Annotated in this window: 10 protein-coding genes and 1 pseudogene; 5 read left to right on the forward strand and 6 right to left on the reverse strand. The window is 74.2% G+C overall.

Going from position 1 to position 12336, the window contains the following annotated elements; genetic code table 11:
* Positions 1 to 11: 11 nt before the first annotated feature.
* Genes AB0O91_RS28490 through AB0O91_RS28500 form a run of 3 tightly spaced genes read right to left on the reverse strand, consistent with a single transcriptional unit; the run spans position 12 to position 3378 of the window.
* Entirely contained in the window at positions 12 to 878 is an 867-nt protein-coding gene (locus AB0O91_RS28490; RefSeq protein WP_363438781.1) for an NAD-dependent protein deacetylase, read from the reverse strand.
* A 39-nt stretch (positions 879 to 917) separates the two neighbouring features.
* Positions 918 to 2414, reverse strand: a complete 1497-nt coding sequence (locus AB0O91_RS28495; protein ID WP_363438783.1) for a carboxylesterase family protein — start codon at positions 2412 to 2414, stop codon at positions 918 to 920.
* Between the two features lie 46 nt (positions 2415 to 2460).
* Complete coding sequence (locus AB0O91_RS28500) at positions 2461 to 3378, reverse strand: MBL fold metallo-hydrolase (protein ID WP_363438786.1); 918 nt, start codon at positions 3376 to 3378, stop codon at positions 2461 to 2463.
* Between the two features lie 196 nt (positions 3379 to 3574).
* Between AB0O91_RS28500 and AB0O91_RS28505 the strand changes: the two genes are divergently transcribed.
* The 4 genes and pseudogenes from AB0O91_RS28505 to AB0O91_RS28520 form a co-directional block, all read left to right on the forward strand.
* Positions 3575 to 4495, forward strand: coding sequence for a helix-turn-helix transcriptional regulator (locus tag AB0O91_RS28505; RefSeq protein ID WP_363438788.1), 921 nt, complete (start codon positions 3575 to 3577; stop codon positions 4493 to 4495).
* A 239-nt stretch (positions 4496 to 4734) separates the two neighbouring features.
* Entirely contained in the window at positions 4735 to 5901 is a 1167-nt protein-coding gene (locus AB0O91_RS28510) for an alanine--tRNA ligase-related protein (protein WP_363438790.1), read from the forward strand.
* 149 nt (positions 5902 to 6050) lie between these two features.
* On the forward strand, positions 6051 to 7613 hold the full coding sequence (locus AB0O91_RS28515; RefSeq protein ID WP_363438793.1) for an FAD-binding protein: 1563 nt from the start codon (positions 6051 to 6053) through the stop codon (positions 7611 to 7613).
* A 15-nt stretch (positions 7614 to 7628) separates the two neighbouring features.
* Positions 7629 to 7721 (forward strand): annotated as a pseudogene (locus AB0O91_RS28520) (BBE domain-containing protein); the annotation flags it as partial.
* Positions 7722 to 7762: 41 nt separating this feature from the next.
* Here the strand turns inward: AB0O91_RS28520 and AB0O91_RS28525 are convergent.
* From AB0O91_RS28525 to AB0O91_RS28535, 3 genes are read right to left on the reverse strand one after another with little or no spacing between them, the layout of a single operon-like run.
* Positions 7763 to 8602 (reverse strand): carbohydrate ABC transporter permease, encoded by an 840-nt coding sequence (locus tag AB0O91_RS28525; RefSeq protein WP_363438795.1) that lies wholly within the window; start codon positions 8600 to 8602, stop codon positions 7763 to 7765.
* Positions 8599 to 9567: a sugar ABC transporter permease gene (locus tag AB0O91_RS28530; protein WP_363438797.1), complete on the reverse strand. Its 969-nt coding sequence runs from the start codon at positions 9565 to 9567 to the stop codon at positions 8599 to 8601. Before AB0O91_RS28530 ends, AB0O91_RS28525 begins: the two co-directional genes overlap by 4 nt.
* A 27-nt stretch (positions 9568 to 9594) precedes the next feature.
* On the reverse strand, positions 9595 to 10884 hold the full coding sequence (locus tag AB0O91_RS28535) for an extracellular solute-binding protein (protein ID WP_363438800.1): 1290 nt from the start codon (positions 10882 to 10884) through the stop codon (positions 9595 to 9597).
* A gap of 287 nt (positions 10885 to 11171) precedes the next feature.
* On the opposite strand from AB0O91_RS28535, the gene AB0O91_RS28540 reads away from it, so the two are divergent.
* The gene (locus tag AB0O91_RS28540) at positions 11172 to 12335 is read left to right on the forward strand and encodes a serine/threonine protein kinase (protein ID WP_363438803.1); all 1164 of its coding nucleotides are present in this window, start codon (positions 11172 to 11174) and stop codon (positions 12333 to 12335) included.
* The last annotated feature ends 1 nt before the right edge of the window (position 12336 follow it).

The raw sequence follows: 12336 nt of genomic DNA on the forward strand, positions 1-12336 counted from the left end.
GCCGGCGCCCGCTACGAAGCCCTGACCAGCCGGGCCGCCTCGGTCAGCACCGCTCCCAGCGGCAGCCCGACCAGGGCCTCGGCCAGGTCGTCCCCGCGGGTCGCGCCCTGGTTGACGATCACCACCGGCGTGCCCGCGCGGGCGGCCCGGCGGACGAAGCGCAGCCCCGACATGACCGTCAGCGAGGAGCCCAGCACCACCAACGCCTGGGCCGCGTCGACGAGTTCGAAGCAGCGCTGGACCCTCGGCCGGGGCACGCTCTCACCGAAGAAGACCACGTCGGGCTTGAGCACTCCCCCGCAGGCCGGGCAGTCCACCACCCGGAAGGCGGCCACCAGCTCCGGCGCCAACTCGGCGTCGCCGTCCGGATTGACCCACGCCGGGGTGTCCCGGAACCCGCCGTTCAGCTCCTCCAGCCGCCGGTCCAGCGCGGCGCGCGGGCCGGTCCGGCGGCAGGCCAGGCACACCACCCGGTGCAGCCCGCCGTGCAGCTCCACCGCCGTGCGGGTGCCGGCCGCGCGGTGCAGGCCGTCCACGTTCTGGGTGATCACCGCCGACACGTGCCCCGACCGGCGCAACCGCTCCACCGCCCGGTGCCCGGCGTTCGGCTCGGCGCCGGCGATCGCCCGCCAGCCGACGTGGCTGCGGGCCCAGTAGCGCTGCCGGGCCGCCGCGCTCCCGGTGAACTCCTGGAAGGTCATCGGCGTCCCCCGCCGCCGGCTGCCGGTCTCCCCCCGGTAGTCCGGGATGCCGGACTCCGTGGACAGCCCGGCCCCGCTGAGCACCACCGCCCCGCGCCCGGCCAGCAGCCGCACCAGCACCGCCAGACCGGCCGCGTCGGCCGCCGTGGCGGCGGGGGGCGTCCCGAGCGCGTCCATGCCGTCCAGGGTAGGACGGCGGGCGGGCGCCGCGGGAGCTCAGCCGCCGAGCAGCTCCGTCACCGGGCGCCCGGGGGCGTACGGCGCCCAGCCCGGGTCGCCGGTGCCGGCGAAGGCCGTCCAGGCGCCGTGCACCCGGGCGGCGAGCCCGGGCGGCGCGGGGTCGGGGCCGAGCAGGCCGTCGGGCCCGTGCAGCCAGGGCTCGTCGGCCAGGTCGAACACGAAGGGCAGCTCGATCGTGTGGGCGGCGCCGAGCCGGCCGTCCAGGGCCGTGGAGCGGTGGCCGAAGGAGTAGCGGTAGGTGCGGCCGCCGCCGGTGACCGCGGCGTGGGCGTCGGCGATCCGGGTCGACCCGGCCTCGAACAGGGCGTGGGCGAGCACCGCGGAGCGCAGTTCGCCCGGGGTGGCGTGCGGCCGGGCCGCGCGCAGGGCGGCGAGCACCTCCGGGGGATCGGGCAGCAGGCGGGCCGCGGCGGCCGCCAGGTCGGCCTCCGTGGTGGACTCCAGGGCGCCCTGCGGCACCAGGTAGAGGTGCGCCTCCTCGGTGTTGGTGCCGATCAGCAGGTCGACGTCCCGGGCCGGGCCGGCGGCCAGCGCGTCCGCCGGCTGCACGGGCAGCACCAGGCCCAGCGGGCTCAACCCGGCCAGCGGGTCGGTGGCGGTGTCGGTGCGCAGGTCGAGGCCGGTCAGCGCGGGCAGGGCGGCCACCAGGCGCTCGTCCGGGACGGCGGCGAACGCCTCGGCCGTCGGCGCGACGCCGAGCACGGCGGCCGCGGCGGCGGTCACCCGCCGGGCCTGCTCCGGGGTGAACGCGCCGGTGCCGCTGCCGCTCTGGACGATCGCCCGCCGGAACAGCCTCCGGGCCTCCGGCAGCGCCAGCAGCGCGCAGGTGAGCGTGGCGCCCGCGGACTCCCCGAAGACGGTGACGTTGCCGGGGTCCCCGCCGAAGGCCGCGATCGTGTCGCGCACCCAGCGCAGCGCGGCGAGCACGTCCAGCACGCCCCGGTTGGGCGGGGCGCCCGGCAGGTCGAGGAAGCCGGGGATGCCCAGGCGGTAGTTGACCGTCACCAGCACCACGCCGTCCCGGGCGAAGGCGCCGCCGTCGTAGAGGGCGGCGCGGTTGGAGCCGGTGATGAAGCCGCCGCCGTGCACGAAGACCATCACCGGGCGGCGACCGCCGTCGGCAGCGGGCGTGTGGACGTCGACGGTGAGGTACTCCGCGCCGGGCACCCAGCCCGGCCCGAAGTAGGGGCTCACGTCCAGCCCGTCGAAGACCCGGGCCGGCTGCGGGGCGGTGGGCGAGGGCCGGGTGGCGTCGCGGACGCCGGACCAGCCGGGGTGCGGTACGGGCGGGGCGAAGCGGCCGGCGCCGGTCGGGGCCGCCGCGTAGGGGACGGCGCGGTAGCGCTCGCCGGCCCGTTCGCGGGTGCCGCGGACGGCTCCCGCCGGGGTCGCGACGACGGGTTCGGTACGGGCGGCCGGTCCGGTACGGGCGGGCGGCTCGGTGCGGCCGGCCGGTTCTGACTGTCGGGGCACGGAAATCGGTTCCTCTCTGGATGGTCCACTGGTGTCCGGCGGGCGGTCAGGAGATGCGGGGGAGGTCCGCCCACTCCGCGACCGCGAAGCCCTGCCCCCGGCGCGCGACCCGGACGGCGCCGCTGCCGCCGAAGTGCGCCGGGAGGAGCAGCGCGTGCCGGTCGGCGGCCTCGCCGAGCAGCCGGCGCCGGGTCGCCCGGGACTGCGCCGGGTCCTCGCAGAAGCGGGAGTTGGTGTCCGGTTCGACGACTTGGAGGGCGGTGTGCAGGATGTCCCCGACGAACAGGGCCCGCTCGCCGCCGGAGTCCAGGGTGAGCACGGAGGTTCCGGGGGTGTGCCCGGGTGCGAGGTCCAACCGCAGGTCGCGGTCGATCCGGTGGCTCCCGTCCCACAGCTGCACCAGCCCGGCCCGGTGCACCGGTGCGACGCTGTCCTCGAAGACGTTCCCGTTGCCCTCGCCGAGCACGCTGCGGTGGCCGTTGGCCGGGTCCCAGAACTCGAAGTCGCGGCGGGGCATCAGATAACGGGCGTTGGGGAACGTCGGCACCCAACTCCCGCCGTCGAGCCGGGTGTTCCAGCCCACGTGGTCGACGTGCAAATGGGTGTTGACCACCAGGTCGACGTCCTCGGGCCGCACCCCGGCGGCGGCCAGCCCGGCCAGGAAGTCCGTCTCCAGGTGGTGCCACACCGGGGCGTGCGGCCGCTCCTTGTGGTTGCCCACCCCCGTGTCGACCAGGATGGTGCGGCCGCCGCTGCGCAGCAGCCAGGTCTGGATCGCCGAGCGGCACTGGTCGGTCGCCGGGTCCCAGAAGTCGGGCGCCAGCCAGTCCCGGTTCCGCTGCCAGGCGCCGTCGGGGCTGTCCGGGAAGAACTCCCCGGGGGTCAGCCCGACCGGGCCGTAGAACTCCTTGATCCTGGTGACGGTGACGTCGCCGAGGACGAGCTGTTCCGGGTGGTGCGCCATGGTTCCCTCCTCCGGTCCGGGGCGCGCCCGGGGCGGGCGCGCCGACGTGGTCCGCGGTCGGACTCCCGGGGCCGGGAGCTCGGCCGCTGACCGCAGGACCGAGCCTCGGCGGCGCGGGCGGCGGGGGCCAGACCCGCCCTTTCCTACCCCTCGCAGGGTGTGGCTGCGGCCCGGCCGTCCGGCGAATACTGGGGGGATGGACGGACCAGGACCTCTCGGCGACTTCCTCCGGGCCCGGCGGACGCGGCTGCGGCCCGCCGACGTCGGCCTGCGCGAGTTCGGGCCCCGCAGGAGGGTGGCCGGGCTGCGCCGGGAGGAGGTGGCCCAACTGGCGGGCGTCAGCGTCTCGTACTACACCCGGCTGGAACAGGGGCTGTCCCGGGGCGCCTCGGCCGAGGTGCTGGACGCGATCGCCCGTGCCCTGCTGCTCGGCGACCACGAGCGCGGGCACCTCGACCGGCTCGCAGCCGTGGCCCGGCACGCACCCCGGCTGCGCCGCCCCCGGCCGGAACGGCCGACGGACAGCGCCCGTGAGCTCCTGCGCGCCCTCGACGGCGTCCCGGCGGTGGTGCTCGGCCACCGCACCGACGTACTGGCCTGGAACGCCCTCGGCCACGCCCTGCTGGCCGGCCACCTGGACCGGGACAGCCCGGACGACCCGGCGCGGCGCCCGAACCTCAACCGGATGCTGTTCCTGGACGCCCACGCCCGGGAGCTGTACGCGGACTGGCCGCGCAAGGCCCGGGCCGTGGTCGGGAACCTGCGCACCGCCGTCGGCCGGCACCCGGAGGACCGGCTGCTGGCCGAGCTGATCGGCGAACTGACCATGAAGAGCCCGGAGTTCGTCGCCCTCTGGGCCGACCACCGGGTCACCCCGTGCGACAGCGCCGTGCACCGGCTGCACCACCCCGTGGTGGGCCCGCTGACGGTGACCCAGCAGATGCTGTCGATCAGCGGCCCGGCGGAGCAGGCACTCGTCGTCCACACCGCGCCGGCCGGTTCCCCCGACGAGGAGGCCCTCGTCCTGCTCCGCCGGGCGGGCGAGTTCGGCCCCGCGCCGCGCCGGGAACCGGGCCCGGTCGGCCAAGTCGGCCCGGTCGGCCAGGGGCGCCGGTAAACCGTTCGCCTTCCCGCGGACACCGCGTTACCCTCGACCGCATGGACGTCATGGACCAAAGCACCACCGCAGCCGCGCGAGCGACCAGCTCGCCGGTTGCCGCCGCCTGACGTACCCCCTCCCCCCCCCCGGCGACCGGAAACGGTCCGCCGGTGGTGGCTCCGAGGCGTTCCCGCCCGGTCCCGGTGCTCGCGCGGCCCGTTCTCCGGCGCCTCCCTCCCCGCGAAGGAGCCACCGCCATGAACACCGACCAGCTCGTCCGCACGTTCCTGGAGTACTACGAGGAACGCGGCCACCACCGGATCACCGGCTCGACCCTGATCCCCCCGCCCGGAGACCCGGTGCTGTTCACCACCTCCGGGATGCACCCCCTCACGCCCCACCTGGAGGGCCGCCCGCACCCGCTCGGCCGCCGGCTGGTCAACGTGCAGCGCTGCCTGCGCACCACCGACCTCGACGAGGTCGGCGACCTCACCCACCTCACCGTCTTCGAGATGCTCGGCAGCTGGTCGCTCGGCGACTACGAGGGCCCGCAGAGCCTCGACTGGGGCTACCGGCTGCTCACCGACGGCTTCGGCGTCGATCCGGGCCGGCTGCACGTCACCGTCTTCGGCGGGGACGAGCAGGTCGGCCCGGACACCGGCTCGCTGGAGCTGTGGCAGGGCCTCGGCGTCCCGGTCGAGCTCACCGTCGAGGACAACTGGTGGTCCAACGGGCCGACCGGCCCGTGCGGCCCCGACTCGGAGATCTTCCTGTGGACCGGGGACACCCCGCCGGAGTCGACCCCCACCGGGGACGACCGCTGGGTCGAGGTGTGGAACCACGTGATGATGCGCCACCGGCGGCTCGACGACGGCTCGCTCGTCCCCCTCCCCCAGCGCAACGTGGACACCGGGCTCGGCCTGGAACGGCTCTCCTCACTGCTGCAGGGGCGGACCTCGGTCTTCGAATGCGACGTGTTCGACCCCTGGCGCCGGCTGCTGCCGCCGCTGTGGCCACTGGACGAGCCCTCCCTGCGGCTGGTCTGCGACCACCTGCGCTCCGCCCTCGTGGTGATCGGCGACGGCGTCCGCCCGTCCACCACCGGCCGGGGCTACGTGCTGCGCCGGCTGCTCCGCCGGGTGCTCACCGTCCTGCGCCGGGACGACCCCCGGCGCGGACTCGGCGACCTGCCGGAGGAGTTGCTGCGGCACACCCTCGACCACTTCCACCAGGAGCTGCCCCCGGAGGTGGTCCGCCGGGTGCTGCTCGACGAGGAGCGACGGTTCGACCTGCTCCTGGACCGCGGCCGCCGGGTGCTCTCCCGCCCCCGGTTCCGCGGCCCGCTGAGCGAGGACGACCTGCACTACCTCCACGACACCCACGGACTGCCCCGCGACCTCGTCCTCGACCTGCGCGGCTCCTGACGGGAAAGCGGCGCGCCGGGTCCGTCGGCGCGTCGGGTCCGGCGACGTGCCGGGTGGGTCGGCGACACGGGCGCCCGCCCCCTGGGCAGGGCCCCGCGGGCGCGGGCATGCTACGGGGACGACCGCCCGCCACCGTCCGGGAGCTGATGATGAGTCACCGTGACCGACCGGCCGCCCGTCCGGGCCGCCGCAGCCTGCTCGCCGCCGCGGGGGGCCTGGCCGCCGGGCTGGCCGGGTCCGCCGCCGCCGCCCCCGCCGTGGCGGACCCGGCCCGGGCGGGCGGGCCGGGCGGGCCGGGGCCGTTCGGCCCGGCCGCCGTGCGGCCCGGCGACCCGCGCTACGACGCGCTGCTGCTGGGCGACAACCAGCGCTTCGTCGGACGCCCGGAGGAGATCCTGGTGGCCGGCAGTACCGCGCAGGTGGTGCGGGCGGTCCAGGCCGCGGTCCGCTCCGGGCGGCGGATCGGCGTGCGCAGCGGCGGCCACTGCTTCGAGGGCCTCACCGCCGACCCGGCGATCCGGCTGCTGCTGGACCTCTCGGCGTTGGACGCGGTGGGCTACGACCCGGTGCGGCGCGCCTTCGAGGTCCAGCCGGGTGCCACCCTCGGCCGGGTGTACCGGACGCTCTTCAAGGGCTGGGGCGTCACCCTGCCGGCCGGCGGCTGCCCGGAGGTGGGCGCCGGCGGCCACCTGGTCGGCGGCGGGTACGGGCCGCTGTCGCGGCGCTACGGCTCGGTGGTGGACCACCTGTACGGGGTCGAGGTGGTGGTGGTCGACCGCGACGGCACCGCCCGCGCCGTCGTCGCCACCCGTGAACCGGACGACCCCGCACGGGAGTTGTGGTGGGCGCACACCGGAGGTGGCGGCGGGAACTTCGGCGTGGTGACCAGGTACTGGCTGCGCTCGCCGCAGGCCGACGCCGAGGCCCGGTCGGCCGCGCCGGACCCGGGCCGGCTGCTGCCGCCGTCGCCCGCCCACATGCTGGAGCGGCTGGTGGAGTGGCCCTGGGACCGGGCGAGGACGACCGAGCGGGCGCTCACCACCCTGCTGCGCAACTTCTGCGCGTGGCACGAGCGCAACAGCGACCCCGGCTCGCCCGGCGCCGGACTGTACGCCGTGCTGCGGCTCAACCACTGGTCGGCGACCGGCTTCTCGATGGTGGTCCAGATCGACGCCGACCTCCCCGGCGCGGCCGCGCTGGTGCAGGACTTCGTCGACCGGGTGAACGCCGGCACCGGCCTCGACGCCGGCGGCGGCGGCAAGACCGTCCCCTGGCTCTACCCGATGACCTGGCCGGGCAACGGCGAGGCCGGCGACATCATCACCCGCCGCTACAAGGGCAAGGCCGGCTACCTCCGCCGCTCCTTCACCGATACCCAACTGGCCACCGTCTACCGACACTTGATCAACGCCGGGGGCAACCCCGAGTGCGGCCTGCTGGTGGTCGGCTACGGTGGGCAGGTCCGCGCCGTGGAGCCCGGCGCCACCGCGGTGGCCCAGCGCGACGTCGTGATGAAGGCGGTGTACCACAGCGTCTGGGCCGACCCGGGGGACGACGCGGCCAACCTCTCCTGGGTGCGCGAGCTCTACCGGGACGTCTACGCCGACACCGGCGGCGTGCCCGTGCCGGGCGAGGTGAGCGACGGCTCGTACATCAACTACCCGGACGTCGACCTCGCCGATCCGGCCTGGAACACCTCCGGCGTCCCCTGACACACCCTCTACTACAAGGACGGCTACCCGCGCCTCCAGCGGGTCAAGGCCCGCTGGGACCCGCGCGACGTGTTCCGGCACGCCCTCTCGGTCGAACTCCCGGACTGAGGCCCGCTCCCCCGCAGCCGGAAGCCGAAGTTGACGGTCCGTCAGCCCCGGATGGCGCCGGTGGCCAGACCGGCCGCGATCCGGCGCTGGACCAGGAGGAAGGCGACCACCACGGGCAGCGCGGTGAGGGTCGCCCCGGCCATCAGGCCGCCGTAGTCCGTACCGAAGCTGGTCTGGAAGGAGACCAGCCAGATCGGCAGCGTCCGCTTGTCGTTGCTGGACAGCAGGACGTACGCCAGCACGTACTCGTTCCAGGCCTGCACCAGCGCGAAGATCGAGGTCGCCACCAGGCCGGGGGCGAGCAGCGGCAGGGTGACCCGCCGGAAGGCGCCCAGGCGGCCGCAGCCGTCGACCATGGCGGCCTCCTCCAGCTCCGGCGGGATCGCGACGATGAACCCGCGCAGCATCCACACCGTGAACGGCAGCGCGAAGGCCAGGTAGGTGAGGATCACGCCGGTCAGGGTGTCGGTCAGGGCGAGGTCGTTGAGCAGCAGGTAGACGGGGATCACCAGGGCGATCAGCGGGATGGTCTGCACGCACAGCAGCGCCAGCACCAGGGCCCGGCGGCCGGCGAAGGCGAACCGGGCCACGGCGAACGCCGCGAGGGTGCCGATGACCAGGGAGATCAGCACCGTCCCCGCCCCGATCACCACGCTGGAGCGGACGTTGGCCCAGAAGCCGTCCGAGCTCACCGCCCGGCGGAAGTTGTCCAGGGTGAACGGCCCGGGCCAGAACTGCGGCGGCACGTGCAGGATCTGGCTGGCGGGCCGGAAGGCGGTCAGCACCATCCAGTACACCGGGAAGGCCATCACGGCGGCGGCGAGCAGGCCGACGGTGTTCGCGACGCGCCGGTTGCGGCGCCGTCTCCGGTCCCCGGTCACTCGACCTCTCCCGTCCGCAGCACCTGGCGCAGGTAGACCGCGGATCCGCCGAGCAGCAGGACGACGGTGACCAGCGCGATCGCCGCGCCCGCGCTGTAGCGGTTGACCGCGAACGACTCGATGAAGGAGTAGACGCCGAGCAGGTAGTAGTCCCGCTCCGGCTGCCCGCCGCGCATCAGCCAGATCTGGCTGAACGCGCCGAAGTCCCAGATCGCCGACAGCGCCGCGACCACCGTGAACAGCGGCCTGATCATCGGGAAGGTGACGTGGCGGAAGAGCGTGGCGCCCCGCGCGCCGTCCACCCGGGCGGCCTCCTCCAGTTCGGCGGGAACCTGGGTGAGCGCCGCGTGCAGCGTGATGGCGGCGAACGGGATCGCCCCCCACACCACCACCGCGACGATCACGGCGAAGCCCTGCCAGGGGTCGCTGAACCAGTTGTGCCCCCGGAAGTCCCCGCCGGTGACCTCGCCGAGCAGCCAGTTGACCACGCCGTAGTCCGCGTCCGAGAGCCAGCGGAAGACCGAGGCGGCGACCATGAAGGGCATCGCCCACACCGCGACCAGGACCCCGACCAGCACCGCCCGCACCCAGGCCGAGACGCCCCGCATCAGCAGGGCGAGCGCCAGGCCGCAGAGCATGGTCAGCCCGGCGCAGACCAGCGCGAAGGCCACCGTGCGCGCGACCACCACCCAGAAGAAGCCGTCCGAGAGGACCGTCCGGTACTGGTCGAGCCCGACCCAGGGCGGCGCGGTGCCCGCGAACAGCTGCTTGCGGGTCATGTCCTTGAAGGAGAGCAGGACCATGTCGACCAGCGGGTAGCCGAGCACCAGCAGGAGCGTGCCGATCATCGGCGCGATCAGCAGGTACGGGGTGGCCCGGCGGGCCCGGCGGCGGCGTCCCGGCCGGTGCGCGGGCCCGGGTCCGGAGGTGGCTGCGGGTGCGGGCGCGGGCGCGGTGCTCGTCATGTCGTGGCCCCGGGGGATCGTGCCACCTCAGTTCTTGTTGATGACGGCGTCGATCCGGCCGTCCGCCGTCTTCGTCGCCTCTTCGACCGTGTGCTTGCCGGTGGCGATGTCCTCCAGCATCTCCTGGAGGATGTTGGCCTTCTCGACCGCCACCCAGCCCGGGGCCGGCGGGGTGACCCAGCCCCGGGTGGCGGCCTTGGCCGCGGAGCCGTTGACCCCGGCCGGGTCCACGTCGGCGAGCTGGGCGGTGTTGTTGGGCAGGGTGTTGGCCTTGATCAGGCGCTGCTGGGAGGTCCGGTCGGTGAACAGCCGGATCCAGTCCTGGGCCAGCTCCTGGTTGGTCGACTTCGCCGGGACGGCCAGCTCGGAGCCGCCGAGGAAGGGCGGCAGCGGTCCGCCCGAGGGGCCCGGGAAGGGGAAGGTGGCGAACTTGCCCTTCAGCGCCGGGTCCCCGCCGGACTGCGGGTCCGCGGCGGCCTCGGCCTCCCAGGTGTTGCCGTAGAACATCGCGACCTTGCCCTGGCCGACCACGGCGGGCTCGTCGCCGTTGTCCTTGGAGCGGTCCCCCACGTAGTAGGCGTCCAGCAGCGCCTTCCAGGCCTTCAGCCCGGCCACCGACTTGGGCGTGGACAGCGCGCTCTGCCAGCGGCCGTCCGTCTTCACGGCGATCTCGCCGCCGGCGTCCTTCACGAACGGCAGTGCGGCGTACCAGTAGCGGCCGGGCAGGTAGAGCGCGGAGAAGGCCGGGTCCTGGCTGCCGAACCTGGCCTTCAGGGCGTCGAGGTCCGCGGTCAGCTCCGGGTAGGTCTCCGGGGCCTTGGTCAGACCGGCCTGCTGGAACAGGTCCGTCCGGTAGATGCCGACCCGGGCGCCGACGTAGTAGGGCACGCAGTAGGTGTGGCCGTTGAGTTCGCAGGGTTCCCGGAGGGCGCCGAGCCACTCGGCGGAGTGGTCGTACTTCGCCGGATCGACGGTGGTGAAGGCGTCGTTGACGATGTAGTTGACGACCTCGCTGTTGCCCATCTCCACCACGTCCGGCACGTCGCGGCCGGCCAGGGCGGCGTCCAGCTTCAGGTTCTTCGTCGTCCACTGCTGGTACTGGACGGAGACGTTCACCCCGGGATGCTGCTGCGCGAACCGCGTGTTGGTGGAGTCCACCAGGTCCGGCCAGCTCTCCTGGGCGTCGACGGTCAGCCACACGGTGAGCCGCTGCGCGCCCTTCGCCGATCCACCCCCGCCGCTCTCGCACGCCGTCGCGCCCGCCAGCACCGCGACGGCCGACGCGGTCGCGACGATGCCGCGCAACCCTCTCGCCATGGCCCCTCCTCATCCGCCGATCTGCTGGGCGCCAATACCCGTTGAACCTCAACTCACGCTGTGGGAACCGACTTTCGGCCATCGCACGATCAGTCGAATACTGACTGGATGTCAGATCAATGCTATCGACACATGGGCCGATCCCTCCGCAGACGCCACCGGTCACCCCACCCCGTCAACTTCAACAATGACGCAAAGGTCACCATCGGCAATCGGGCAACTCTTGACGGTGACGGCCCCCGGTTGCACCTTGGCAGCACACACACCCCCTACCGAAGGATGCGCACGTGACCGAGCTCGGCGCGCAGACCACGGACCCGAACACCCGCCCCCTCAGGGTCAACGCCTGGAACGGCTGGGACCCCCTCCGGCACGTCATCGTCGGCCGTGCCGACGGCACCATGGTCCAGGCCCCGGAGCTCGCGGTCCGGCGGGACTACCCGGACGACGGCTTCCCGCTGGGCACCTACGGCCCGATGCCCGAGGACATGACGGCCGCGGCCAACGAGGAGCTCGACAACTTCGCCGCGCTGCTGCGCCGGCGCGGCATCCGGGTCGACCGCCCGACCCCGATCGACTTCGGCGCGCCGGTCGCCACCCCCGAGTGGACCCAGCCCTCGATGTTCGGCTGCATGCCGCCGCGGGACCTGCTGCTCACCGTGGGCAACGAGGTCCTCGAGGCCACCATGTCCTACCGCAGCCGCTGGTTCGAGTACCTGTGCTACCGGCCGGTCCTGCAGCGCCTGTTCGACGAGGACAAGCGGATGCGCTGGGAGGCCGCGCCCAAGCCCCGGCTGACCGACGCCTCGTACCACGCCGGGTTCTGGGACACCTTCAACACCCAGACCACCGAGGAGCAGCTCGCCCGGGTGCGCGACTACGACCTGGTGCTCACCGAGGCCGAGCCGCTGTTCGACGCCGCCGACGTGGCCCGGTTCGGCAAGGACCTCTTCGTCCAGCTGTCCTTCGTCACCAACCGCAGCGGGTACGACTGGCTCAAGCGGCACTTCCCCGACCACCGGGTGCACGCGGTGACCTCCACCAACACCCACCCGCTGCACATCGACTCCACCTGGGTCCCGCTGCGGCCGGGCCTGGTCCTGCACTGCGGGGAGCGGCTCGCCGACCCCGAGCTGATGGAGTTCTTCAAGCTCAACGACTGGGAGATCGTCGAGGCCGTCCAGCCGGCCAGCTGGGACCACCCGCCGAAGCTGTCCTTCTGCAGCCCCTGGCTGGCGGCGAACATGCTGAACCTCGACCACAACACCCTGTGCATCGAGGAGAACGAGGTCCGGCTGGCCGACCAGCTCGCGCAGTACGGCTTCGAGATCGTCCCGGTCCCGTTCCGCGCGGTCGGCCCCTTCGGCGGCGGACTGCACTGCTCGACCGTGGACATCGAGCGCGAGGGCGGGCTGGAGGACTACTTCCCCCGGCGGTACGGGAGGTACTGAC

The organism is Kitasatospora sp. NPDC089797 (assembly GCF_040684795.1).
Classification (GTDB): domain Bacteria; phylum Actinomycetota; class Actinomycetes; order Streptomycetales; family Streptomycetaceae; genus Kitasatospora.

Coding starts and splice junctions, on each gene's coding strand:
- AB0O91_RS28515 (WP_363438793.1), top strand. CDS start 6,051: ATGAGTCACCGTGACCGACCGGCCGCCCGTCCGGGCCGCCGCAGCCTG.
- AB0O91_RS28530 (WP_363438797.1), bottom strand. CDS start 9,567: ATGACGAGCACCGCGCCCGCGCCCGCACCCGCAGCCACCTCCGGACCC.
- AB0O91_RS28510 (WP_363438790.1), top strand. CDS start 4,735: ATGAACACCGACCAGCTCGTCCGCACGTTCCTGGAGTACTACGAGGAA.
- AB0O91_RS28505 (WP_363438788.1), top strand. CDS start 3,575: ATGGACGGACCAGGACCTCTCGGCGACTTCCTCCGGGCCCGGCGGACG.
- AB0O91_RS28535 (WP_363438800.1), bottom strand. CDS start 10,884: ATGGCGAGAGGGTTGCGCGGCATCGTCGCGACCGCGTCGGCCGTCGCG.
- AB0O91_RS28500 (WP_363438786.1), bottom strand. CDS start 3,378: ATGGCGCACCACCCGGAACAGCTCGTCCTCGGCGACGTCACCGTCACC.
- AB0O91_RS28490 (WP_363438781.1), bottom strand. CDS start 878: ATGGACGCGCTCGGGACGCCCCCCGCCGCCACGGCGGCCGACGCGGCC.